The organism is Lysinibacillus sp. (assembly GCF_032093475.1).
GTDB classification, from domain to species: domain Bacteria; phylum Bacillota; class Bacilli; order Bacillales_A; family Planococcaceae; genus Lysinibacillus; species Lysinibacillus irui.
Genome location: NZ_DAMDAY010000017.1, coordinates 20,504 through 44,855 on the forward strand (window position 1 = coordinate 20,504; position 24,352 = coordinate 44,855).

At 38.3% G+C, this 24,352-nt stretch carries 27 protein-coding genes; all 27 read left to right on the forward strand.

The window, feature by feature from the left end:
- Window positions 1–637: FecCD family ABC transporter permease (locus RT445_RS06190; protein WP_313470136.1), on the forward strand; the 637-nt coding region annotated here is incomplete at its 5' end.
- A complete protein-coding gene (locus RT445_RS06195) occupies window positions 634–1,668 on the forward strand; it encodes a FecCD family ABC transporter permease (RefSeq protein ID WP_274795544.1) in 1,035 nt (344 codons plus the stop codon). The genes RT445_RS06190 and RT445_RS06195, both read left to right, overlap by 4 nt.
- A 264-nt stretch (window positions 1,669–1,932) precedes the next feature.
- The gene (gene rpmE / locus RT445_RS06200; protein ID WP_004269457.1) at window positions 1,933–2,136 is read left to right on the forward strand and encodes a 50S ribosomal protein L31; all 204 of its coding nucleotides are present in this window, start codon (window positions 1,933–1,935) and stop codon (window positions 2,134–2,136) included.
- A 115-nt stretch (window positions 2,137–2,251) separates the two neighbouring features.
- On the forward strand, window positions 2,252–2,824 hold the full coding sequence (locus RT445_RS06205; RefSeq protein ID WP_274795545.1) for a thymidine kinase: 573 nt from the start codon (window positions 2,252–2,254) through the stop codon (window positions 2,822–2,824).
- A 167-nt stretch (window positions 2,825–2,991) separates the two neighbouring features.
- Window positions 2,992–4,068 carry a peptide chain release factor 1 gene (gene prfA / locus RT445_RS06210; protein WP_004269459.1) on the forward strand — a complete coding sequence of 359 codons (1,077 nt, stop codon included), beginning with the start codon at window positions 2,992–2,994 and terminating at the stop codon, window positions 4,066–4,068.
- Window positions 4,055–4,915 (forward strand): peptide chain release factor N(5)-glutamine methyltransferase, encoded by an 861-nt coding sequence (gene prmC, locus RT445_RS06215; RefSeq protein WP_274795546.1) that lies wholly within the window; start codon window positions 4,055–4,057, stop codon window positions 4,913–4,915. Before prfA ends, prmC begins: the two co-directional genes overlap by 14 nt.
- Window positions 4,916–4,959: 44 nt before the next feature.
- Window positions 4,960–5,550: a stage II sporulation protein R gene (locus RT445_RS06220; RefSeq protein WP_274795547.1), complete on the forward strand. Its 591-nt coding sequence runs from the start codon at window positions 4,960–4,962 to the stop codon at window positions 5,548–5,550.
- 101 nt (window positions 5,551–5,651) lie between these two features.
- A complete protein-coding gene (locus RT445_RS06225) occupies window positions 5,652–6,689 on the forward strand; it encodes an L-threonylcarbamoyladenylate synthase (protein WP_274795548.1) in 1,038 nt (345 codons plus the stop codon).
- 156 nt (window positions 6,690–6,845) lie between these two features.
- Window positions 6,846–7,343 carry a manganese efflux pump MntP gene (locus tag RT445_RS06230; RefSeq protein WP_274795549.1) on the forward strand — a complete coding sequence of 166 codons (498 nt, stop codon included), beginning with the start codon at window positions 6,846–6,848 and terminating at the stop codon, window positions 7,341–7,343.
- A gap of 20 nt (window positions 7,344–7,363) precedes the next feature.
- Window positions 7,364–7,804, forward strand: coding sequence for a low molecular weight protein arginine phosphatase (locus tag RT445_RS06235; RefSeq protein ID WP_274795550.1), 441 nt, complete (start codon window positions 7,364–7,366; stop codon window positions 7,802–7,804).
- Window positions 7,805–7,812: 8 nt separating this feature from the next.
- Window positions 7,813–9,096 carry a methyl-accepting chemotaxis protein gene (locus RT445_RS06240; protein WP_274795551.1) on the forward strand — a complete coding sequence of 428 codons (1,284 nt, stop codon included), beginning with the start codon at window positions 7,813–7,815 and terminating at the stop codon, window positions 9,094–9,096.
- Between the two features lie 356 nt (window positions 9,097–9,452).
- Complete coding sequence (gene rpiB, locus RT445_RS06245) at window positions 9,453–9,890, forward strand: ribose 5-phosphate isomerase B (protein WP_274795552.1); 438 nt, start codon at window positions 9,453–9,455, stop codon at window positions 9,888–9,890.
- A gap of 85 nt (window positions 9,891–9,975) precedes the next feature.
- Entirely contained in the window at window positions 9,976–10,518 is a 543-nt protein-coding gene (locus tag RT445_RS06250) for a TIGR01440 family protein (RefSeq protein WP_274795553.1), read from the forward strand.
- Window positions 10,519–10,573: 55 nt separating this feature from the next.
- Window positions 10,574–11,815 (forward strand): serine hydroxymethyltransferase, encoded by a 1,242-nt coding sequence (gene glyA / locus RT445_RS06255; RefSeq protein ID WP_274795554.1) that lies wholly within the window; start codon window positions 10,574–10,576, stop codon window positions 11,813–11,815.
- A gap of 285 nt (window positions 11,816–12,100) precedes the next feature.
- On the forward strand, window positions 12,101–14,257 hold the full coding sequence (locus RT445_RS06260) for a bifunctional diguanylate cyclase/phosphodiesterase (protein ID WP_274795555.1): 2,157 nt from the start codon (window positions 12,101–12,103) through the stop codon (window positions 14,255–14,257).
- A 127-nt stretch (window positions 14,258–14,384) separates the two neighbouring features.
- A complete protein-coding gene (gene upp, locus RT445_RS06265; RefSeq protein WP_004269470.1) occupies window positions 14,385–15,014 on the forward strand; it encodes a uracil phosphoribosyltransferase in 630 nt (209 codons plus the stop codon).
- A gap of 170 nt (window positions 15,015–15,184) precedes the next feature.
- Window positions 15,185–16,306 (forward strand): non-hydrolyzing UDP-N-acetylglucosamine 2-epimerase, encoded by a 1,122-nt coding sequence (wecB, locus tag RT445_RS06270; protein WP_274795556.1) that lies wholly within the window; start codon window positions 15,185–15,187, stop codon window positions 16,304–16,306.
- Window positions 16,307–16,842: 536 nt separating this feature from the next.
- The gene (locus RT445_RS06275) at window positions 16,843–17,214 is read left to right on the forward strand and encodes an ATP synthase subunit I (RefSeq protein ID WP_004269472.1); all 372 of its coding nucleotides are present in this window, start codon (window positions 16,843–16,845) and stop codon (window positions 17,212–17,214) included.
- Window positions 17,215–17,250: 36 nt separating this feature from the next.
- Window positions 17,251–17,961, forward strand: a complete 711-nt coding sequence (gene atpB, locus RT445_RS06280) for a F0F1 ATP synthase subunit A (protein ID WP_274795557.1) — start codon at window positions 17,251–17,253, stop codon at window positions 17,959–17,961.
- Window positions 17,962–18,026: 65 nt separating this feature from the next.
- A complete protein-coding gene (gene atpE, locus RT445_RS06285; RefSeq protein WP_004269474.1) occupies window positions 18,027–18,251 on the forward strand; it encodes a F0F1 ATP synthase subunit C in 225 nt (74 codons plus the stop codon).
- Window positions 18,252–18,423: 172 nt separating this feature from the next.
- On the forward strand, window positions 18,424–18,942 hold the full coding sequence (gene atpF / locus RT445_RS06290) for a F0F1 ATP synthase subunit B (protein ID WP_313470146.1): 519 nt from the start codon (window positions 18,424–18,426) through the stop codon (window positions 18,940–18,942).
- Entirely contained in the window at window positions 18,939–19,475 is a 537-nt protein-coding gene (locus RT445_RS06295) for a F0F1 ATP synthase subunit delta (protein ID WP_274795559.1), read from the forward strand. The genes atpF and RT445_RS06295 overlap by 4 nt, the downstream gene beginning before the upstream one ends.
- Before the next feature lie 28 nt (window positions 19,476–19,503).
- Complete coding sequence (atpA, locus tag RT445_RS06300) at window positions 19,504–21,012, forward strand: F0F1 ATP synthase subunit alpha (protein ID WP_274795560.1); 1,509 nt, start codon at window positions 19,504–19,506, stop codon at window positions 21,010–21,012.
- Window positions 21,013–21,058: 46 nt separating this feature from the next.
- Window positions 21,059–21,916, forward strand: a complete 858-nt coding sequence (gene atpG / locus RT445_RS06305) for an ATP synthase F1 subunit gamma (protein WP_274795561.1) — start codon at window positions 21,059–21,061, stop codon at window positions 21,914–21,916.
- Window positions 21,917–21,967: 51 nt separating this feature from the next.
- Window positions 21,968–23,383 carry a F0F1 ATP synthase subunit beta gene (gene atpD / locus RT445_RS06310; RefSeq protein ID WP_274795562.1) on the forward strand — a complete coding sequence of 472 codons (1,416 nt, stop codon included), beginning with the start codon at window positions 21,968–21,970 and terminating at the stop codon, window positions 23,381–23,383.
- A gap of 24 nt (window positions 23,384–23,407) precedes the next feature.
- On the forward strand, window positions 23,408–23,815 hold the full coding sequence (locus RT445_RS06315) for a F0F1 ATP synthase subunit epsilon (protein WP_274795563.1): 408 nt from the start codon (window positions 23,408–23,410) through the stop codon (window positions 23,813–23,815).
- A gap of 71 nt (window positions 23,816–23,886) precedes the next feature.
- Window positions 23,887–24,126: a DUF1146 family protein gene (locus tag RT445_RS06320; protein WP_274795564.1), complete on the forward strand. Its 240-nt coding sequence runs from the start codon at window positions 23,887–23,889 to the stop codon at window positions 24,124–24,126.
- Window positions 24,127–24,352: the final 226 nt, after the last annotated feature.

Consider the following 24,352-nt stretch of genomic DNA (forward strand, 5'->3'; position numbering starts at 1 on the left):
ATGGTCCTTTGTAGGAGCAGGTCTTGGCGTTCTCATTGTTTATGGAATTGGCTCACTGTCTAATGGTGGCTTAACACCAATGCGACTTGTTCTAGCTGGAGCTGCTGTCAGTACATTGCTTGGCGCACTAGGGGAAGGGATTGCTCTTTACTATCGCATTGGACAAAATCTAGCTTTTTGGTATGCGGGTGGGGTTTCGGGCACAAAATGGAGTCATCTACAGATTTTATCTCCATGGATACTTATCGCCATGATCGGTGCACTTACTCTATCACGTTCGATTACTGTGCTGAGCTTAGGCGAAGAAATTGCTGTTGGACTTGGGCAACGTACGGCTGCTGTAAAAGTATGGGGAATGATGATTGTTTTAATTTTAGCAGGAGCCGCAGTTTCTGTTTTAGGGGCAGTTGGTTTTGTAGGATTAATTATCCCTCATTTAACAAGATACATAGTAGGTCATGATTATCGTTGGATTATTTCCTGCTCAATCCTATATGGGGCATTGCTTGTAGTACTAGCTGATCTTATAGCACGTATGCTCAACCCACCATACGAAACACCTGTTGGCGCGCTTATTGCCTTTATCGGTGTACCTTTTTTCCTGTATTTAGCACGTAAGGGAGGAAAAGAACTATGAGTAATTGCTATTTAACACCAAGTCAAATTAAGTTAAAAAGAAAAAATATCTCCATTATGGTGATACTGATAGTTTTAATCTTCATTACCTTTATTATTAGTATGAATACTGGTGTCATTAAGCTAACACCTTTGGATATTTTGTGGACGCTTTTAGGACAAGGAGATGCACAACAACAAGTAATTTTATTTGAGTTCAGGCTACCTAGAATCGTCATTGCTGTATTCGTAGGGATGGGCTTAGCAATTTCAGGAGCTATTTTACAAGGTGTTTCAAAAAATGCTTTAGCAGATCCAGGGATACTAGGAATTAATGCTGGTGCAGGCCTGGCTGTCATGCTCTATGTATCATTTTTTCCTATTACAAAAGCAGCGCCTGTTTATTTACTACCAGTATTGGCTTTTATAGGGGCAGGTTTAACTGCGGTTATCATTTATACACTTTCTTATAGAAGGCATGAAGGTATTACACCGATGCGCTTAATTTTAACTGGGGTAGCAGTAGCGGCAGGGATTAGCTCTGCTATGATTGTGCTAACATTACGTCTGTCACCAGAAAATTATCAATTTGTAGCAACATGGCTAGCAGGGAGCATTTGGGGTTCAAATTGGCTATTTGTGTTTTCATTGTTACCTTGGCTAGTTATTTTATTGCCTTTTGTTTTTGTAAAAGCAACGGTATTAAATGTTTTGAATTTAGGTGAATTAACAGCTGTGGGGCTTGGGGCATCCATAGAAAAAGAGCGTCGTTGGTTGTTAGTAGCTGCTGTTGGCTTAGCAGGTGCTAGTGTTTCCGTAAGTGGAGGGATTGGTTTCGTAGGGCTGATCGCACCACATTTAGCTCGACAGCTTGTTGGAGCTAAGCATCAGTTTTTACTACCAACCGCAGCACTGTTAGGAGGCTTTCTAGTTTTAATGGCGGATACGGTTGGTCGTTCTATTTTTGAACCATCAGAAATTCCAACTGGGATTGTAGTAGCTGTTATAGGTGCGCCGTATTTCTTATATTTGTTGGCAAGATTGAAGGAATAATTATGATTACACAATATCGCTTCAAAGTACGAGATGAAAAATAGTGTTAGTAGACTGTGATTATCGAGAATCTCGAGAATAGGAACAACCAGAAGTGTTGTTTTTAATATTTTTTTCTTGAAAAGAATAATTCGACTATGCTATACTTCATAGGTATGTAACGTGTACATATATAGCTGATGTTTCGCTCATATTCGGGCTATGTAAGGTACAGTTCGATAATACTCTGTTCCAGATGGTTCAGGGCGAGAGGAGAAAACGAATATGAAACAAGGAATTCATCCAGACTACAAAGAAGCAACAGTAACTTGCTCTTGTGGGAACACTTTCAAAACTGGTTCAGTAAAAGAAAACATCGTTGTCGAGTTCTGCAACGAATGTCACCCATTCTATACTGGCCGTCAAAAATTCGCGTCTGCTGATGGTCGCGTGGATCGTTTCAACAAAAAATACGGTCTTAAAAACTAATGTTAGTTTAATACCTGCCAAGCATGCGCTTGGCAGGTATTTTTTTCAGAAAATAAACATGTTGATGCAAGTCTTTTCAAAATCCAGATTGAAATGAAGAAAGGGAGAAGACAAAATGGCACAGCTATATTTTAAACATGGTGCAATGAATAGTGGGAAATCGATAGAAATTCTAAAAGTTGCCCATAATTATGAAGAACAGCAGAAGCCTGTGATGATGTTTACTTCAGGTTTAGATACACGTGATGAGGTTGGCTTTGTTTCAAGTCGAGTAGGATTACGACAACAGGCCATTCCTGTATATGAGGATACAAACATTTTCGAACTAGTTAAAAATAATGTCGTCAAGCCATATTGTGTGCTTGTAGATGAAGTTCAATTTCTAAAAAAAGCCCATGTTTTACAACTAGCTAATATTGTGGATCAATTGGACATCCCTGTGATGGGCTTTGGATTAAAAAATGATTTTCAAAATGAGCTATTTGAAGGTAGCCAATACATGCTTACATATGCAGATAAAATTGAGGAAATGAAAACAATTTGCTGGTTCTGTCATAAAAAGGCGACAATGAATTTACGAGTAGATGAAAGCGGTAAGCCAGTCTACACAGGGGATCAAATTCAAATCGGTGGGAATGACTCGTATTATCCCGTTTGCCGAAAATGTCACGCACATCCATCACTATAAAGCATGTGACAACGCTAAGAAAAAGTAGCATACATGCGAAAATTTCCTTATACTAAGTAGTGGAAATAAGAAATGTAAATTAGCCATTACGCCTAAGCGTCATTTTGATTGTAGCTGCTTCTCCTTAAAGAAGGAGCATCTTAAAAAACTAAATAGAGGTGAAATCCATGTTTGATCGATTACAAGCAGTGGAAGATCGCTATGAAAGGCTAACAGAGCTTTTGAGCGATCCGGATATTGTTAATGACAGTAAGAAATTACGTGAATATTCTAAAGAACAATCAGATATCCAAGAAACAGTGGATACTTATCGTGAATATAAAAGTGTTAAAGAGCAGTTAGTGGATACACGTGAAATGTTAGATAGCGAAAAAGATCCTGATATGCATGAAATGGTGAAGGAAGAATTTAACCTATTAAAAGCACAGCAGGAAGAGCTAGAAGAACGTTTACGTATTTTATTAATTCCAAAAGATCCGAATGATAATAAGAACGTTATTATGGAAATTCGTGGTGCAGCTGGTGGTGACGAAGCTAATATCTTTGCGGGTGATTTGTTCCGTATGTATTCTCGCTATGCAGAAACACAAGGCTGGAAAATTGATATTATGGAAGCTACACCGAACCCAATGGGCGGCTATAAAGAAGTAATCTTTATGATAAACGGACAAGGAGCCTATTCAAAATTCAAATTTGAAAATGGTGCCCACCGTGTACAACGCGTCCCTGCTACAGAGTCACAAGGTCGTATTCATACATCGACAGCAACAGTAGCGTGCTTACCTGAAGTTGAAGAAGTAGATGTTGAGATCCATGAAAAAGATATTCGTGTAGATACATTTGCGTCTTCAGGTGCAGGTGGTCAATCCGTAAATACAACGATGTCTGCTGTTCGTATGACCCATTTACCAACAGGTGTGGTAGTTTCAATGCAGGATGAACGTTCACAAATTAAAAACCGTGAGAAAGCGATGAAAATTCTACGTGCCCGCGTTGCAGATATGTATATGCAAGAGGCGCAAAAGGAAATTGATGCTACACGTAAATCTGCTGTTGGCTCAGGTGACCGCTCTGAGCGAATCCGCACATACAATTATCCACAAAACCGTGTAACAGACCACCGTATCGGTTTAACGATTCAAAAGCTTGATCAAATCGTTGAAGGTAGACTAGACGAAATTATCGATGCACTTATTTTAGAAGAGCAAGCATCGAAGTTAGAGCGATTAAATGATGACCTATAAAAATGTGATGGAGGCCCTTGAGTGGGCTTCTTCTTTTTTAGTGGATAACGGTCGTGAGCAAACAGCAGCGCGTATTGTCATGCAACATGTACTGGGTACTAGTTATTCAGAGGTCATGTTACATTTACAGGAAGAATTAACAGCGGAGCAGCAAGAGACATTTAAAGCACTTCTAGAAGAACATGTGAGTGGGCGTCCAGTTCAATATTGTGTTGGTAGTGAGGAATTTTATGGTCGTTCCTTTTTAGTTGATGAATCGGTCCTAATTCCTCGCCCTGAAACAGAGGAATTAGTACTCGGAACAATCAATCGCTTGCCAAAACTTTTTCAACATCAAACATTGAAGCTAGCTGATATCGGTACGGGCAGTGGAGCCATTGCCATTTCAATGAAGCTAGAATGTCCAGAGTTAACGGTTATTGCCACAGATTTATCAGAGGATGCATTAGCTACCGCACAAAAAAATGCCCAGCGCTTAGATGCGGATATTGATTTCAGATTGGGCGATTTAACCGCTCCGCTTGCAGGAGAGAAATTTGATATTGTTTTATCCAATCCACCGTATATCGCCTTTGATGAAGCGCAGGAAATGTCGAGTGTTGTGCTTGAGCATGAGCCGCATAGTGCGCTATTTGCGGAGGAAGACGGTCTTATTTTATATAGAAAATTAGCTGAACAATTACCCTTTTATATGAATAGCCCAGCATTAATAGGTTTAGAAATTGGTTATACACAAGGAGAAAAAGTAGCTAAATTCTTTCAAGATAGTTTTCCACAGGCTACAGTTTCAATAGAAAAAGATATTAATGGTAAACCTCGAATGATTTTTTGTGAGATTCATGTATAAAGTTTCTTGAACTTGCCAACAATGTTGAGCAAGGAGGGATTTTTATGTTAAACGAATACAAGATTATTAGATTACCTAAACAAAATATCTTTCTAGCTTTTGCTAGATTAGTAGTAGTGGCGATTGCTTTGCAACTATGTATTTTATATATTCCATCATTAGTAGGCTTTGCAAAGGAAGCTATGAATGATGAGCAAGAAAAGGATTTTCGTATACGCATTATTGCAAACAGTAATACGACACAAGATCAGCGAGAGAAAGAGCAGCTTGCGGAAGATTTAAAGCCTTACTTTATGCAAGTTGCCACTGCTGGATTTGCAGGGAATGAGCAAATTCTTTCTTTAAAACAACAAATTGAAACAGAATTGAATGAAAATTATCCACAGATGGATACACAGGTTGTAGTTGGGGATAACTTATTTCCACCGAAAAGACAAGGTGCTGTTCTATATCCACAGAATGTGTATCATTCCATTGTCGTTAAGATTGGTGATGCGCGTGGGGATAACTGGTGGTGCAGCATCTTCCCATCCATTTGTGAGCCAGAAAAAGAAGAAGTAAAAGTGGAAGAGTCCGAAGAAAAAGAGCAAGTAACATTCTTTATATGGGAATGGATTAAAGGACTTTTTGAATGAATTGTGCACAAATTCAGATAACTTATACACATTTTTTAATAAGTTATAAACAATTTGTGGATAATTCAGTAAAAAACAATAATTGAAGGTAGGTTGTAATCATGGAAACTGTTTGCAAGGTTGTGGACAGTAATGTGAATAGTCAGATTAATTATACACAAGCTGTGGATATCTTAAATGCAGGAGAAGTAGTAGCATTTCCGACAGAAACGGTTTATGGCCTAGGAGCAGTTGCGACAAATGATCTGGCAGTTAAAAAAATATTTGAAGCGAAAGGACGCCCTTCAGATAATCCTTTGATTGTGCATGTTGGTACAAAAGAAGAAGTAGAGATTTATATCGAGCATATTTCAGAAGTAGCTAAACAATGCATGGATTTATTTTGGCCTGGACCGTTAACGCTTGTGATGCCAGCGAAGCCCAACGTCTTAGCTAAAAGTGTCACAGCTGGATTATCAACAGTCGGCATTCGAATGCCTGATCATCCAGTAGCGCTTGCTTTATTACAACAACTTAAAAAACCTCTTGCAGCGCCAAGTGCTAATCGTAGTGGTAAACCAAGTCCTACAGAAGCAGTCCATGTTTTAGATGATTTGGGAGGGTACATACCTTATATTTTAGATGGAGGCTCTACAGGCATAGGTTTTGAATCTACTGTGCTAGATGTTACACATGAGCCACCAGTCATTTTACGTCCAGGTGGCATTACAAAGGAAATGCTTGAGGCTAAGATTGGTCCTGTTATTCAACCGAACAAAGTTGAGCAGAAGTTAGACACAACTCCTAAGGCACCAGGAATGAAATATACACATTATGCACCGAATGCTCCTGTCTATTTAATAGACTGCCAATTGGAGAAAGTTAGGGAAGCGGTTAAGCAACTGCAGCACGAAGGCCATGCCGTAGCTCTACTTGCACCAGCTAATTTTGAAAATAGTGAGGCTGATTTTTACTTCTCTATTGGAGAAATGGGTAGTAAACAAGAAATGGGAGCCGCATTATACAATGCACTAAGAGCATGTGATAAAACAACCGCTACCATTATATTAGCAACAACAACCTCAACAGAAGGCGTAGGAGCAGCCATTATGAATCGACTGGAAAAAGCCTCTGGAGGTAAATGGTATTCATCTAAATAACAATGACTCAATTATGTTAGCGACAAAAGACATTGAAAATTTCATGTGTTTTGTCCTTTTTTTGTTCATATAAGAAATTCTATAAGAGGCAATTATGATAATAATGTATTTGCTAGCATAAAATGATAAAATATTAGGGAGCGAAGGAGTGCGTTCTTGCAGGGAATTCTTGCAGGTATATTAACGTCTGTTGATGTGATTGGTCTATATGTTTTGCTGCCAAATGTTAGGTATCGCTTATTTTTATCACTATGGACGGCTGCATTGCATATGCTTTTTCCATTATTAGGATTTGAATTAGGGAGTTATTTAGTACGTTTTCTTTTAGAATGGGGTCAATGGATTTCAAGTATTTTATTATTTTGTATTGGTATGCATTTACTATTATTCTCTCATCGAGATGAAAAAGTAACGATTTCTCCAGTACTTTTAGCTGTGACTGCAAGCCTAGATACCTTTTCAGTTAGTGTTTCTTTTGGTATGCTTAACTTAGAAAAAACAATTTTTATCATGAGTGCAGGGTTAAGTGCTCTAATTTGTGCTTATGGGTCATTAGTCATTGCACGTAGAAGCCAAGTCTTTTTTGGTAATAAAATTCAAATAGTTGCTGGGATTATATTCATCATCATGGGTATTCTAGCTATTCAACAATAGATAACTGGAGAGTGATAAGTGTGAAAATATTATTTGTTTGTACAGGCAATACTTGTCGCAGTCCAATGGCCGAAGTCATTTTAAAACATAAACAAGTAGACAATGTAGAAGTACGATCAGCAGGTATTTATGCAATGCCAAATGCACACATGTCAGCACATGCGCAACAAGTACTAAATGAAGCCCAAATGTCACATCAACATTTAGCAACTCAATTATCATTTGCTGAAATAGAGTGGGCTGACTTGATTTTGACAATGACGTCTGCTCATAAAGACACCGTCATTTCTAATTATCCAGGATCCGAATATAAAGTGTATACATTGAAAGAGTATACAAATGAAGGTAGTCTCGAAAATGTAGTAGATCCTTATGGGGGCAATAAAGCAATATATGAAGCAACATTTGCAGAATTAAAGGAATTGATTGATCAACTAATTAAAAAAATAGAAAAGAATTGAGGGGCCCTATGAAAAAACAATTTGGTTTACGACTTAAATTAGTGTTGTTTGTTAGTGTTCTTGCATTAATTACCTACAGTGTCAGTTTTATATTCATTGAGTTTTTACAACCGACTTTTTTCCCTGAAACTAATGGAAAATTGTTTCAAGTGATTACTTACACATTAGGTATTATATGGTCAGGTATATTGGCTGCTATTTTTAGTGTGATTTTAATCAAACCTTTACAGCAGCTTGAGCATTCTGCAACTCTTGTGGCAGAAGGGAAAATTGGACAGGATGTGCAAATGCCTAGAACAAATGATGAAATTCGATCAGTAGCAGAGGCCTTCCAACTAATGGTGTTAAATTTACGTCAAATGGTGGAAAGTATTGATCATAACTTCCAACAAACAAATCAGTCCATTATTCAACTCTCTGATGAGGCAGGAGTGGCGACAAAAAAGGCAGAAGGTATTGCCTCTACAGTGAAGCATATTTCTGCTGGTGCAGAAGCATCTGCAACAGCGGTACAAGATACTGCTGAAGCAATTGAGGATGTACGAGCACTTGCGACTGAAGTAAATAGTAGAGCAGAGGCATCCGCATCGCAATCAAAAGAGATCCTACATAATTTAACGACAACAACAAAAGCCATCGAAACACTAGTAAATAGTATCCAGCAAATTGCAACGGGTAATAATGAAGCATTAAAAAGCATTCATGCATTAGAAGAAAATGCTGGCCAAGTAGAACGCATTATTAGCTTAGTCGGAGACATTGCGGCACAAACAAATTTATTAGCATTAAACGCCTCAATCGAAGCAGCACGTGCAGGAGAGCATGGAAAGGGCTTTGCGGTAGTAGCGGAAGAAGTACGTGGTTTAGCTGATGAAAGTGCGAAAGCAGTCCAAGGCATTACAGCTTTAATCCAGTCCATGCAGCAGAATGTAGAAGTAGTTGTTAAACAAATGAACGAACAAGTGGCTTTTGCAACAAAGGAAGCTGATCGTGTTTCTGAAACAACGACAGCAGTAGAAGGAATGGCATCTAATGTCCATGAAATGGCGACAGCAATTGTTGAGATTTCTACTTTAATTGAACAGCAAATGCATAATATTGAAACGACAGCACGACAATCACAGGAAGTCGCAGCCATAGCAGAAGAAACATCAGCGGGAGCACAAGAAGTTCGAAGTGCTGCTGAAGAGCAAGCCCATGCAATTGAACAGGTTGAACATCTTGCGCAAAGTTTAAAAAAGCAATCAGAAGCATTGCATAAAATGATTCAACAATTTGATAGACAAGCATAGTCCTATGGGCTATACATAATTGCGATGAAAATCGGATTATGTATAGTCTTTTTTTCTTCCCTTTTGTCAGTAGTAAACTTCTATCTAAAAGTCGCCTTTATGTCCACTGCAAGTAAAAAGCTGAAAAAACTTTAGTAGATGGAATATTACAACAAAAGACTGTTATCCGAACTTATTAACACGATATTCACATTATCCACAGAAAAATAGGTTTAAAAGTGAATGTTTTTATGTTAATATACAATAAACGTTCGTCTTTCGTGGGAAATCAACGTAAAAATACAAGAAAAATCATGTTATTATTCGAAAAGAAGTGGTACACTAAGGTTGACTATAATTCGAAAAGAGGGAACCCAGTGAGAATAGCAATTTCTTCTGATCACGGAGGCAATAACTTACGTCGTGAGATTATGCAGCTATTAGATGAACTTCAAATTAGCTACGAAGATTTTGGTCCACAATCTGCGGATTCAGTAGACTATCCAGATTACGCAAAACCAGTTTCAGAGGGTGTTGCTAATGGAGAATTTGATAAAGGAATTTTAATTTGTGGTACAGGAATTGGTATGTCCATTGCTGCAAATAAAGTGAAAGGCATTCGTTGTGCATTAGTGCATGATGTATTTAGTGCCAAGGCAACACGTTGCCATAATGATTCAAATATTTTAGCGATGGGTGAACGCGTCATTGGTCCGGGCCTTGCAAGAGAAATTGCACAAACTTGGCTAGAGACAGATTTCGAAGGTGGCCGTCATGCACGCCGCATTGAAAAAATTACAGAACTAGAGCAATAAAGATTTATTATTCCGTGAATGGCATTCGGAAAGGATGTCATTCATGGCATGATTTTAATGAATATAGATGAAGGAGCTGAGCTTAATGGTTGTAAAACAAATACGAACGCATTTGACTCAGTTACTCAGTGAATTTGAAGAGCAAGTCACTTTACGACCCCATACAATTTTTGTCGTAGGATGCTCTACATCTGAAGTGATTGGTCAGAAAATTGGCACAGCGGGTGCGTTGGAAATAGCTGAAGCCATTTACGAGCCGTTACAAGAATTTGCATCAAAACACCAGCTATATTTAGCATTCCAAGGTTGTGAACATATTAACCGTGCTATTACGATGGAGGCATCAGCAGCTGAAAAGTTTGGCTATGATCCAGTAGCGGTAGTCCCAATACGCACGGCAGGTGGGTCAATGTCCGCTTATGCCTACACAAGATTTGCAAGCCCTGTGGTTGTGGAAACAGTCCAGGCACATGCTGGTATTGATATTGGACAAACATTAATTGGTATGCATTTAAAAGCGGTAGCTGTTCCAGTTCGAACATCAGTAAAAATGGTGGGCGAAGCAGTTGTCACAATTGCTACAACACGTCCGAAGCTAATTGGCGGAGAACGTGCAGTATATAAATAATTACCACTTTTATCTGTGGTATAGATAAACGATACTTTAGGAGGCTTTTTCTAACATGGCATATGAAAAATTAGCAGTACAAGACAAAGCAGTATTAGATGGAATTCTTGCAGAGAAAAAACGTCAACAAGCAAATATTGAATTGATTGCATCAGAAAACTTTGTATCAGAAGCAGTTATGGAAGCACAAGGCTCTGTACTGACAAATAAATACGCTGAAGGCTATCCGGGTAAACGTTACTATGGTGGATGTGAACATGTAGACGTTGTAGAAGATATCGCGCGTGACCGTGTGAAAGAAATCTTTGGTGCGGAATATGCAAACGTCCAACCTCACTCAGGTGCGCAAGCAAATATGGCTGTGTACCACACAATTTTAGAACCAGGTGACACGGTTCTTGGTATGAACCTTTCTCATGGTGGTCACTTAACACACGGATCACCAGTAAACTTCTCTGGTATTCTATACAATTTTGTGGAATACGGTGTAACAAAAGATACGCAAGTAATTGATTATGAAGATGTACGTCAAAAGGCATTAGAACATAAGCCAAAACTTATTGTTGCAGGTGCTTCAGCTTATCCACGTGAAATCGATTTCTCTAAATTCCGTGAAATAGCAGACGAAGTAGGCGCATATTTCATGGTTGATATGGCGCACATTGCTGGTCTAGTTGCGGCTGGCGAACACCAATCACCAGTGCCATATGCTGATTTTGTTACATCAACAACACATAAAACATTACGTGGACCTCGTGGTGGACTAATTCTTGCTTCAAAAGAATGGGAGCAAAAACTAAATAAATCTGTTTTCCCTGGTATACAAGGTGGTCCATTAATGCATGTTATTGCAGCTAAAGCTGTAGCATTTGGCGAAGCATTACAACCAGAATTTAAAGACTATGCGAAGCAAATTAAAGCGAATGCAAAAGCGTTAGCTGAAGTTCTAATTGCTGAAGGTGTTGAAATTGTATCTGGTGGTACAGATAACCACTTATTACTACTTAACGTTAAATCTCTTGGTTTAACAGGTAAAGTTGCTGAGCATGCACTTGATGAAGTAGGTATTACAACGAATAAAAACACGATTCCTTACGATACTGAATCTCCATTTGTTACTTCTGGTATTCGTATTGGTACGCCAGCTGTTACTTCTCGTGGCTTTAAAGAGGAAGATATGAAAGAAGTTGGAGAAATTATTGCAGCTGTTCTAAAAAATCCTGAAGATGAAGCAGTTAAAGCGGAAGCAAAAGAGCGCGTGAAAGCATTAACGGATAAACATCCATTATACGCATAATAGAATAATAGGGCTGTGTTTAGAGTACATTTTTTACTTTAAACACAGTCTTTTATTTTTCGGAAATATAGGGTTAAACTGTAAAATGCATCTTTTTTCTAATAAAGTAGAATAATCCTCTTATTTTTGAATAAATTTACATAAAACAGGTATAAAGGGATATATTATAGTATGCTGAGGACAGATAATGTCCTAGAAAAGAAGTTTTTTTTCACAAAAGTGAAAATTTAATTAAATTTTATGTACAATGGAAATGGGATGAAGTGATAGAGACGGAGGGGTTGGATGGTCACTAAATCGTTAGACATAGATCATGATGTTTTATTAAACAGCATTCGCAAGTTAGGGGATAATTCGAAAGAAAGTTACGTTATTTTTGATGCAACCAATTGTCAGTGCATACTGGAATGTAGTGATTCTTTTTGTACGCTTACAAATGCTTCGCGGTCACAAATCCTAAATACTAATTTTTTTTCATGGCTTTCTATGGATGAAGAAAAGACAACCATTGAAATGATGAAAGAAAAAATACATAACGGCATAATGGTACAAGCAAAGCTTACTCATAATACCATTAATAAACACCCCTTTTGGGCGGAAATACAAGCATTACCATTTTGTAATGAGGCAAATGTAACGCAATTTGTTCTAGTACTTGTGAAGGATGTTACCTATTATCATACAGAAGATTTCTTTATGCGTTTAGAAAATGATATGTACAAGGCGATTGAAAGAGATAGCAGCTTTGAACAAAAAATGAAAATGATATGCCGTGGACTTGATGAATTTTTCATGCCGAATATTTCAAGTATGGTTCTCATTAAAAAGGACGCAAAACAATTGCAAGTATTTACAGGTGAGGATGAATCACGATGTGTACCAAAATGTTGTGAAAACAATGAATTTTTTACGGAAATTATGCAGTCAGAAACATCTACGTTCATTGAAAATTTAGATGAAGTAGATATTCCTGTAGAACATAAAAAATATGCAACATTGTCTCAAATGCCATATGGTTGGTTTATACCAATACGCAATCAACAACGGCAAGTGATAGGACTTTTTTCGATATTTGGTCAAAAAACGTTAAGTGACCAAAAGTTTTTGAAAAATATGTTTCGGAAAATGGGGGCACTAGTTGCCTTAGCTTTTTCGTATGCGAAGACGCAGAAAAAAATATGGAGTTTAGCCTACACAGATATTACAACGGGTTTACCAAATCGCCACAGCTTCGTTAATTCTCTCGAAAAAGTAGTTGAACAGGGTCAAAGTGGCTTTATTAAAATATTAAAACCAAGTGAATTTCACCAAGTAGTCGAATTATACGGACGGGAAATTGGTGATGAACTTTTAAGACAACTTGCCAAACGACTTGAGCAAGACAAGCCTGAATACCATGAATATGTTGCTAGATTTACAAGTTCTAGTCTTATTATGTCTACAATAGCACAGCATGAAAATTTACAAGATTACGAAGTGCGGATAAAGGAAACAATTCGTCAGCCATTTGTTATTGGAGGAAAGCAAATCTATATAACGTTAAAAACAGGTATTGCTTCTTATAATAATAGTACAAAAATCAAAGATGCAATCCGTTTTGCTGACAATGCTCTCTCCTTTGCTATCGATAAGCCAGGTACACATACAGAAATATTTACGACAGAGAAAAATGATGCACTTGTGCAGAAAATGACCATTTTAAACCATTTATCTCAAGCGATTAAAAATAAAGAAATTACAGTCCATTTACAGCCTAAAGTAGATTTACGTAATGGCGAAATTAAAAGTATTGAAGCTCTAGCACGTTGGATTTCTCCTAAGCTAGGTTTTGTTTCACCAGCAATCTTTATTCCAGTAGCAGAAAGTGTGGGAAAGGTTCGGGAAATTGATGTTCAAGTTCTAGAAACTGTACTCTCATGGCTTTCACAGCGTCAACGGTTAGGAAAAAATTTAGTGAGAGTAGCAGTCAATATTTCACCAGATCATTTTTACTATCCACATTTTGTTCAGGATACAGTAAAACTAGTTTGGAAATATAAGATTGATCCTAGTTATATCATTTTAGAGGTAACAGAAAATATTGGCCTAGTAGATTTCCAATCTGCCTATAAAATTATTCAAGAGCTAAAGAGCTATGGCTTTAAAACATCAGTAGATGATTTTGGCACAGGTTTTTCATCATTAAGTTATTTGCAACAATTACCGTTCACTGAATTAAAGATTGATCGGAGCTTTATTAATGCAATTGAAGATGCTGCAACACTGGCTATAGTGCGCTCTATCATTCAACTGGCATTAAATTTAGGGATGACATCAGTAGCAGAGGGGATTGAAACAGAGGAACAGGTTGAAATTTTACGTACGCTTGGCTGTACTGTGGGACAAGGGTATTTCTACTATAAACCAATGACAATTGAACAATTAGATACAATCCTTGAATAATAACTTATTTTTGTCAAAAGAACTATAACAAAAGGAGTCGTCCTAAATTTATTTTTGAGGCGACTCCTTTTTTCTGTTATACTAGTTGAGATAAAAATGAAATCCGAACGGTTAGGAGAGAATCCCTTTGAGCAAAGTCTATGTATTTGATCATCCACTAATCCAACACAAGTTAACTTATATTCGTGATAAGAACACAGGAACAAAAGAATTTCGTGAGCTAGTAGACGAAGTAGCAACACTTATGGCGTTTGAAATCACACGTGATATGCCTGTAGAAGAAATTGAAATTGAAACACCTGTAACCATTGCAAAAACAAAAGTACTATCTGGTAAAAAGCTTGCTATCGTACCAATTCTACGTGCAGGTATCGGCATGGTAGATGGCGTATTGAAGCTTATCCCAGCTGCAAAAGTTGGACATATTGGTCTTTATCGTGACCCTGAAACATTAAAGCCAGTTGAATATTATGCAAAATTGCCTGCAGATGTTGAAGAACGTGATTTCATTATTGTAGATCCAATGCTTGCAACTGGTGGTTCAGCAGTGGAAGCTATCCATTCATTGAAGAAACGTGGAGCTAAAAACATTAAATTCATGTGCTTAATCGCTGCACCAGAGGGCGTAAAAGCTATTCAGGAAGAACATTCGGATGTAGATATTTACATTGCTGCTCTTGATGAAAAATTAAATGATCATGGCTATATTGTTCCTGGTCTAGGTGATGCAGGAGACCGCCTATTCGGTACAAAATAAACATCAATACATGAAATTCCTTTATTTAGGAAGAAACTAATAACTTGTGAAAGCGTCCTTCAAATTGAAGGGCGTTTCATAGTATGTTTGGGCAAGTACATCTCTTGATAGCAATCAACGGATGTGGCTAACCTTCTCATACAATAACAAAAAGGACGGTGCAGATCGTTTTGACAAAGAAATGGAAAGTAATGACGATTTTTGGTACAAGACCAGAAGCAATTAAAATGGCTCCTCTCGTTTTAGAGTTACAAAAGTATCCAGAGCAAATAGAATCTATTGTAACCGTAACAGCACAGCATCGCCAAATGCTTGATCAAGTACTAGAGACATTTAAAATTACACCTAACTATGATTTAAATATTATGAAGGATCGTCAAACATTAATTGATGTCACAACAAACGCTTTACAGGGCTTAGATAAAGTAATGAAAGAAGCACAACCTGATATCGTTTTAGTACATGGTGATACAGCGACGACTTTTATTGCCAGCTTGGCGGCATTTTATAATCAAATAGCTATCGGACATGTGGAAGCTGGTCTTCGTACGTGGAACAAATATTCACCGTACCCTGAGGAAATGAATCGTCAACTAACAGGTGTGATGGCTGATTTGCATTTTGCACCAACAGAGGTATCTAAAAAGAATCTACTAGATGAAAATAAAAACCCAGATACTATTTTCGTGACGGGTAACACAGCTATTGACGCATTAGCAACAACGGTTAGCGAGCATTACACTCATCCAGTATTAGAAAAAATAGGTGAGGATCGCATGATTTTATTAACGGCACACCGTCGAGAAAATTTAGGTGAGCCCATGCGTCATATGTTCAAAGCGATCACAAGAATACTAGCAGAGCATGAGGATGTACAAGTTGTTTATCCTGTGCACATGAATCCTGCTGTAAGAGAAATTGCCAATGAAATCTTAGGTGAAAATAATCGTGTGCATTTAATAGAGCCACTTGAAGTGTTTGATTTCCATAACTTTGCAGCCAATTCATATATGATCCTAACGGATTCAGGAGGCGTGCAGGAGGAAGCCCCATCATTAGGGAAACCAGTGCTAGTGCTTAGGGATACAACAGAACGTCCAGAAGGGATTGCAGCTGGAACATTAAAGCTAGCAGGAACAGAAGAGGAAACAATTTATGCCTTAGCTAAAGAGTTACTAACAGATAAAAACGCCTACGAAGCAATGGCAAAAGCATCAAATCCTTATGGGGATGGACATGCATCTAAGCGTATTGTAGAGGCATTGCTAGGATTTTTACTAAAAACTAATTAATGTACTAATTTTTATTGTGAAAAATAAGTCTAATGTACCTATTGGAATGGGTAAGCTAATTTACGAGCATAATCATGTCGTAAATTAGCTTTTTTAATGCGTCAAGAAAATAGGAGGTTTTGAAACTATGAAATTTCATACACAAATTTGTCAACAATTTGACAAGAGTATAGAGGCTGTGAAGTTTTTCTCCTTTACCAATTGACTTCAAATATCACCTATTGTATGCTTACAAAGGGTAAGAATGATAAGGGTTTCTGTTCATAAATAGGACGTTGAAACACTTGTTATATCAACTTTCTACTAAATTGACAGTTCAAAATAAAACTGTCGATTTGCAACGTTTTGTGCGTTTCGGTTTTTACCGAGTCGGTAAGGGGTGTAAGTTATTTTTGGGCATTTACACCTGTAATTGAAATGACTCTCCCATTACTATTCCGCTGTGAGTAGTGCTTTTCACTGCTCTTTTCTGATTTCACATAGTGGTCAGCAAACGTTTTCATTACTCGAAAAAATGATTCAGGAGATTACAACCAATGCTAGATTTGCATCACATTTTTGCTGTGCAGAAGAGGGCGTTATTTTTTTTGCTTGCACTCTGCGCATTAGGCTGGGGATTCACTCCCTATCAAACTGTTTTTGCGGGCATCGCAGTAGGTGCATTTTTTGGTACGTATAATTTTTGGATTTTAGTTCGCCGGATGGAAAAGTTTGATCGATCCATTAGTGAAGGGAAGAAAATAGGCTCACTTGGTACAGCGCTTCGCTTTGGATCAGGTGTTGCGGCAGTCGCAATAGCCATTTCGTTGCCAAACTATTTTCACTTAATTAGCACGGTTATAGGGCTAATGATTCCGTACGTTTTTCTCTTTGTCGAGAGAATTGTGTCACATGTAAGGAACCGCTAATGTGCTTTAAATTAGAAAGAGAGGTGAAAAATAACAATGAATCATGAAGCTCCGTTACTAGAAGTCGGTTTTTTAACATTTAACTTATCGACAGTTATGATGTTACTAGTTGCCGCAATTATCGTATTTTTAATTGCTTTTATCTCAACTAGAAGCCTAAAGTTAAAACCTACTGGTATGCAAAACTTTATGGAATGGATTATGGATTTCGTTAAGAATATCATTAAAAGCAACATGGACTGGAAAACTGGTGGTCGATTCCACGTTTTAGGTATTACGCTAATTATGTTTATCGCAGTATCTAACTTACTAGGTCTTCCATTCTCAATCGTCTTTGATCATGAGCTATGGTGGAAATCACCAACAGCTGACCCAACAGTAACGATGACGTTGGCAGCAATGATTTTAGTCTTAACGCATTTCTATGGTATTAAAATGAAGGGTACAGGTCATTATGTTGGTACATTCTTCAAACCAATGTCATTCATGTTCCCACTTAAAATAGTAGAAGAATTTGCAAACACATTAACATTAGGTTTACGTCTTTACGGTAACATTTACGCGGGTGAGATTTTACTTGGCTTACTTGCAGGATTAGCATCATCAGGTGCCGTGGGATTCATCGGAGCAATCGTTCCTATGATGGCATGGCAAGGTTTCTCAATTTTCATCGGCTTCATCCAAGCCTTTATCTTCACAATGTTAACAATGGTTTACATGGCTCATAAAGTGAGCGATGACCATTAATATAAAGCATATATCCTATGCTTGAACCACAAAAAAACAAACAATTCCAAGGAGGAAATTTTCAAATGACAGGTTCATTAGGTTTATTAGCAGCAGCAATCGCAATCGGTTTAGGTGCACTTGGTGCAGGTATCGGTAACGGTCTTATCGTTTCAAAAACAGTAGAAGGTATCGCTCGTCAACCAGAAGCTCGTGGCGTTCTTCAAACTACAATGTTCATCGGGGTTGCATTAGTTGAGGCCCTACCGATCATCGCAGTAGTAGTAGCATTCATCGTAATGAACAAATAATTCAGTTGAACACTGAATTTTACTAGTGGCGAAGCAGGATTCTCCAGATGAAACTTCGCCCTTCATTTTGGAACTGATAAAAGCTATGTGTAAATATAGCTTTTTAAAATAGGTAGTTTTTTAGTTAATAAATTATGTTGAAGTTAAAGCTCTTGAAGGGAGTGAAACAATCGTGTTTTTAGATAATCTTGTACTAGGTGCAGGCGCTGGATTTAATAGCGGAGACATCATCGCAACATTAGTTATCTTCTTAGTATTAATGTTCTTACTTAAGAAAGTAGCTTGGGGTCCACTTATGGGCATCATGCAACAACGTGAAGAATTAGTAGCGAGTGAAATCGAAGCAGCTGAAAAAGCGCGCAAAGAATCGCACCAATTTTTAGAAGAACAAAAGAGCCTTCTTAAAGAAGCTCGTACGGAAGCACAATCGATTGTTGAAGGCGCTAAGAAGCAAGGCGAACTACAAAAAGAAGAAATTCTTACTGCAGCTCGTAATGAAGCAAACCGCTTAAAAGAATCAGCTTTACATGAAATTGAGTCTGAAAAAGAAAAAGCTATTGCAGCTGTACGTGATGAAGTCGTTTCATTATCTGTACTTGCAGCATCTAAAGTCCTTAGCAAAGAGATTTCTGAGGCAGACAACCGTGCTCTAATTGAAGAGACGATTGCGAAGGCAGGGGAAGCTCGATGAGTAATTCAACTGTAGCAAAACGTTACGCTCAAGCGCTTTTTGAATTAGCGCAACAAAAAAACATGCTTACTGAAGTTGGAGCAGACTTAAGCGAACTAACAAAAGTTATTAAAGAATCTCCTGATTTTTTAACGCTTTTAAATGCGCCTAAGTTCTCCATCGAACGTAAAAAACAAATGGTAGCTGAAATCTTTGCTGGTGCAACACCAGAAGTTTTACACACAGTTCAACTTTTAGTTGAGAAAAAACGTGTAAACGAGATGAAGCTAATTGCTAATGCATATGCTGAACTTGCTGCACAGGCACAAGGCACTGCAGATGCAACAGTATTTTCAACACGTGCACTTTCTCCAGAAGAAAGCGCTAATATTTCGGCAGCGTTCGCGAAGCTTGTTGGAAAACAATCATTAAACATTACAAACGAAATCGATCCATCTTTACTTGGTGGTATTCGTGTTCAAATCGGTAACCATATTTATGATAGCTCAGTAGCAAATAAACTTGAGCGTCTGAAACGTGAATTAATCGGTTAATAATTTAGAAATGTGAGAGGTGACATACATGGGCATCAAGGCTGAAGAAATCAGCAGTCTGATTAAACAACAGATTGAGAATTATGAATCTGAACTTAAAGTAAGCGAAGTTGGTACAGTTATCCGTATTGGTGACGGTATCGCTCTTGCTCATGGCCTCGACAACGCCATGGCTGGAGAGCTTTTAGAGTTCTCTAATGGTGTTATGGGTATGGCTCAAAACCTAGAAGAAGGTAACGTTGGTATCGTAATCTTAGGTCCATACACTGACATCAAAGAAGGCGATGAAGTTCGTCGTACAGGTCGTATTATGGAAGTACCAGTTGGTGAAGAACTAATTGGTCGTGTTGTAAACCCACTTGGTCAACCAGTGGATGGACAAGGTCCAATCAACACTACAAAATCTCGTCCAATCGAAAGTCCAGCTTTCGGTGTAATGGCTCGTAAATCAGTACACGAACCACTACAAACTGGTATTAAAGCGATTGACGCATTAGTACCAATCGGTCGTGGTCAACGTGAGTTAATTATTGGTGACCGTCAAACTGGTAAAACATCTGTAGCTATCGATACAATTCTTAACCAAAATGACCAAAACATGATTTGTATCTATGTAGCAATCGGTCAAAAAGAATCAACAGTACGTGGAGTTGTAGAAACTCTTCGTAAACATGGCGCTTTAGATTACACAATCGTTGTGACAGCTTCTGCTTCTCAACCAGCTCCATTACTATTCTTAGCACCATTTGCTGGTGTTTCTATGGCAGAAGAATTCATGTTACAAGGTAAACACGTTTTAATCGTGTACGATGATCTTTCTAAACAAGCATCAGCTTACCGTGAACTTTCACTTCTTCTACGCCGTCCTCCAGGTCGTGAAGCTTACCCTGGTGACGTTTTCTACTTACACAGCCGCTTACTTGAACGTGCTGCGAAGTTAAACGAAACATATCAAAATGGTTCAATTACAGCTCTTCCATTCGTTGAGACACAAGCTGGGGATATCTCTGCATACATCCCAACTAACGTAATCTCAATTACTGATGGACAAATTTTCTTACAATCTGACTTATTCAACTCAGGTGTACGTCCAGCGATCAACGCCGGTCTTTCTGTATCACGTGTAGGTGGATCTGCTCAAATTAAAGCGATGAAAAAAGTTGCAGGTACGCTACGTCTTGACTTAGCTGCATTCCGTGAGCTTGAATCATTCGCACAATTTGGTTCAGATTTAGATAAAGCAACACTTGCTAAACTTGAGCGTGGTAAACGTACGGTTGAAGTTCTTAAACAAGACCTAAACAAACCACTAAAAGTTGAAAAACAAGTTGCGATCCTTTATGCATTAACTAAAGGTCATTTAGATGATATTCCAGTACAAGATATCGTTCGCTTTGAATCTGAATTCTTAAGCTGGTTAGATTCAAACCACACAAACGTTTTAGATCATGTTCGTACTACTAAAGAGCTTGCTCCTGATGCGGATTATGAAGCAGCAATTAATGCATTCAAAAAAACTTTCGCTAAATCAGAATAAGTTCAACGAGTCACTTGATTAAAAAACAGAAGGTGGTGAAATACCAGTGGTAAACTTACGCGAAATAAAAGGTCGTATTACTTCAACAAAGAGTACGAAGCAAATTACAAAAGCGATGCAGATGGTTTCTTCTTCTAAGTTACGTCGTGCAGAGCAAAATGCTAAAGCTTACGTTCCATACATGGAAAAAATTCAGGACGTAGTAGGCGCAATCGCTTCAGGGACAAAAGACAGTGGACATCCAATGTTAACTGCTCGTCCTGTTAAGAAAACGGCTTACTTAGTCATTGGTTCTGACCGTGGTCTTGCGGGTGCTTACAACTCAAGTATCCTACGTCAAGTACAACGTACAATTAACGAGCGTCATAAATCAAAAGACGAATACGTTATTTTAGCAGTAGGTCGTGTTGTTCGTGACTACTTTGTGAAACGTGATCATAATGTCATCAGTGATGTTGTCGGTCTTCCTGACCAACCAACATTTGCTGATATTAAAGAAATCGCTCGTAATGCTGTTGGTATGTTCATTGATGGTACGTATGACGAACTTTATATGTACTATAATCACTTTGTCAGCGCTATTGCTAGTGAAGTGACAGAGAAAAAACTTCTTCCATTAACAGATATTGCCCCTGCAAGCGGTAATGCTTCTTACGAATTTGAACCATCTGGTGAAGCAATTCTAGAAGTGTTACTTCCACAATATGCGGAAAGCTTAGTTTATGGCGCATTATTAGATGGAAAAGCAAGTGAACATGCTTCTCGTATGACGGCTATGAAAAATGCAACAGATAATGCAACTGATCTTATTTCAGACCTTTCTTTGCAATATAACCGTGCACGTCAAGCGGCGATTACACAAGAAATTACAGAAATCGTTGGTGGAGCTGCAGCCTTAGAATAGGCAAGCAGCTTCCCAATGTCGTATAAGAATACGATAGGAGGGTACACAGTAATGAATAAAGGACATGTTATTCAAGTAATGGGTCCAGTTGTTGACGTAAAATTCGACAATGGCCAATTACCAGCAATCTATAACGCATTAACAGTTAAGATTGAACGTCCTAATGAAGAACCAACAATTCTTGCATTAGAAGTTGCGCTTCATTTAGGTGATGATTCTGTTCGTACAATTGCGATGTCATCTACTGATGGCTTACAACGTGGAGCAGAAGTAACAGACTCAGGAAAAGCTATCTCAGTACCAGTTGGTGAAGTTACACTAGGTCGTGTATTCAACGTACTTGGAGAAGTAATTGACTTAGGTGAAGAGATTCCAGCTGACGCACGTCGTGATTCAATTCACCGTGAAGCACCAACTTTCGAGAACCTTTCAACTTCAGTTGAAATTCTTGAAACAGGTATCAAAGTAGTAGACTTACTTGCACCATATATTAAAGGTGGTAAAATCGGTCTATTCGGTGGTGCCGGTGTAGGTAAAACTGTATTAATCCAAGAATTAATCAACAACATCGCACAAGAGCACTCAGGTATCTCTGTATTCGCTGGTGTAGGTGAGCGTACTCGTGAAGGGAACGACTTATTCTTCGAGATGAGCGATTCAGGCGTTATCAAGCAAACAGCGATGGTATTCGGTCAAATGAACGAGCCACCTGGTGCACGTATGCGTGTAGCTCTAACTGGTCTTACAATGGCGGAATACTTCCGTGATGAGCAAGGCCAAGACGTGCTTTTATTCATCGACAATATCTTCCGTTTCACACAAGCAGGTTCTGAGGTTTCTGCCCTATTAGGTCGTATGCCTTCTGCGGTAGGTTACCAACCAACACTTGCAACTGAAATGGGTAAACTACAAGAGCGTATCACATCTACGAACAAAGGATCTGTAACTTCTATCCAAGCGATCTATGTACCAGCCGATGACTATACTGACCCGGCTCCAGCTACAACTTTCGCCCACTTAGATGCAACTACTAACCTTGAGCGTAAATTATCAGAAATGGGTATTTACCCTGCGGTTGACCCACTAGCTTCGACTTCTCGTGCATTATCACCTGAAATCGTAGGCGCTGAGCACTACGCAATTGCTACTGGTGTACAACGTACAATCCAACGTTACCGCGAATTACAAGATATCATTGCGATTTTAGGTATGGATGAGTTATCTGATGAAGATAAACAAACAGTAGAACGTGCTCGTCGTATTCAATTCTTCTTATCACAAAACTTCCACGTAGCGGAACAATTCACTGGTCAAAAAGGTTCTTATGTACCTGTAAAAGAAACTGTTCGCTCATTCAAGGAAATCCTTGATGGCAAATGGGATCACCTACCAGAAGATGCTTTCCGTCTAGTTGGTTCAATTGATGAAGTAGTTGAAAAAGCGAAAAGCATGGGCGTAGAGGTTTAATACTAGGGACGAGGAGGAAAAAATATGAAGACAGTTCTAGTCAATATTGTCACTCCCGACGGCCCAGTATACGATTCTGAAGTATCAATGGTAATCGCTAAAACAACTTCAGGAGAAATCGGTGTTCTTGCAGGCCATATTCCAATGGTTGCTCCACTTGCTATTGGTGCAGTGAAGCTTAAAAAAGAAAACGGTTCGACTGATATTGTTGCTGTAAGCGGTGGTTTCATTGAAGTTCGTCCAGAAAAAATCTCAATTTTAGCGCCGTCTGCTGAAATTGCTGAAAATATCGATGTTCAACGTGCTAAAGAAGCCGTTAAACGTGCTGAAGGACGTCTTCAAGGTAAACAAGACAACATTGATTTCAAACGTGCTGACCTAGCATTAAAACGTGCGTTGAATCGTATCAACGTTCATGAGGGTAATATCTAATTCATTTTTAACGGGCAGATATAGCATCTGCCCGTTTTTTAAGGTGACCTAGGAGAAATGGAGGAGGAAACATGGAAGTTTATGAAGCGATAGGACAAGAAGCTTTGTTAGGTATTTTGTCTCATATCTTTTTTATCGCAATTACTTTTTATGCATTACAGGCTTTTATGTTAGAGAAAATATTTAAGAAGAATCGAGTTTTTCAAATTCAGCTTATTTATATTTTATTAAGTATTGCAATCGGTACAACCGTATCCAATTTCTTTCTTCAACTATCTAATTGGTCTGGCAAACTTCCCTACTTATTTTAAAGCAGTGAACCCTTCTATATTAATGAAGATGGTTTACTCTACATGTTTCAAAGGACTTTATAACCCGATTTGTGTGGCCCTTTGAACTATGTAATAAACGTGTTCAACGTTAATTGGGCTTGCCCAAACCGTTTAAAATTACCTGGTATTTGCTATAATCATCGCCTACTCTAAAAAAATGTGAGAAAAGTTGTTTTTTATTCATATAGCTTGGGGTATGTATTAG

Excerpts from the sequence above, each read along its gene's own strand:
- RT445_RS06195 (WP_274795544.1), top strand. The coding sequence starts at position 634 with ATGAGTAATTGCTATTTAACACCAAGTCAAATTAAGTTAAAAAGAAAA.
- RT445_RS06320 (WP_274795564.1), top strand. The coding sequence starts at position 23,887 with ATGGAAGTTTATGAAGCGATAGGACAAGAAGCTTTGTTAGGTATTTTG.
- RT445_RS06315 (WP_274795563.1), top strand. The coding sequence starts at position 23,408 with ATGAAGACAGTTCTAGTCAATATTGTCACTCCCGACGGCCCAGTATAC.
- RT445_RS06250 (WP_274795553.1), top strand. The coding sequence starts at position 9,976 with ATGGTTGTAAAACAAATACGAACGCATTTGACTCAGTTACTCAGTGAA.
- RT445_RS06275 (WP_004269472.1), top strand. The coding sequence starts at position 16,843 with ATGCTAGATTTGCATCACATTTTTGCTGTGCAGAAGAGGGCGTTATTT.
- RT445_RS06205 (WP_274795545.1), top strand. The coding sequence starts at position 2,252 with ATGGCACAGCTATATTTTAAACATGGTGCAATGAATAGTGGGAAATCG.
- glyA (WP_274795554.1), top strand. The coding sequence starts at position 10,574 with ATGGCATATGAAAAATTAGCAGTACAAGACAAAGCAGTATTAGATGGA.
- atpE (WP_004269474.1), top strand. The coding sequence starts at position 18,027 with ATGACAGGTTCATTAGGTTTATTAGCAGCAGCAATCGCAATCGGTTTA.
- RT445_RS06225 (WP_274795548.1), top strand. The coding sequence starts at position 5,652 with ATGGAAACTGTTTGCAAGGTTGTGGACAGTAATGTGAATAGTCAGATT.
- atpA (WP_274795560.1), top strand. The coding sequence starts at position 19,504 with ATGGGCATCAAGGCTGAAGAAATCAGCAGTCTGATTAAACAACAGATT.
- RT445_RS06240 (WP_274795551.1), top strand. The coding sequence starts at position 7,813 with ATGAAAAAACAATTTGGTTTACGACTTAAATTAGTGTTGTTTGTTAGT.
- RT445_RS06260 (WP_274795555.1), top strand. The coding sequence starts at position 12,101 with ATGGTCACTAAATCGTTAGACATAGATCATGATGTTTTATTAAACAGC.
- atpD (WP_274795562.1), top strand. The coding sequence starts at position 21,968 with ATGAATAAAGGACATGTTATTCAAGTAATGGGTCCAGTTGTTGACGTA.
- prfA (WP_004269459.1), top strand. The coding sequence starts at position 2,992 with ATGTTTGATCGATTACAAGCAGTGGAAGATCGCTATGAAAGGCTAACA.
- RT445_RS06295 (WP_274795559.1), top strand. The coding sequence starts at position 18,939 with ATGAGTAATTCAACTGTAGCAAAACGTTACGCTCAAGCGCTTTTTGAA.
- rpmE (WP_004269457.1), top strand. The coding sequence starts at position 1,933 with ATGAAACAAGGAATTCATCCAGACTACAAAGAAGCAACAGTAACTTGC.
- atpB (WP_274795557.1), top strand. The coding sequence starts at position 17,251 with ATGAATCATGAAGCTCCGTTACTAGAAGTCGGTTTTTTAACATTTAAC.
- prmC (WP_274795546.1), top strand. The coding sequence starts at position 4,055 with ATGATGACCTATAAAAATGTGATGGAGGCCCTTGAGTGGGCTTCTTCT.
- RT445_RS06220 (WP_274795547.1), top strand. The coding sequence starts at position 4,960 with ATGTTAAACGAATACAAGATTATTAGATTACCTAAACAAAATATCTTT.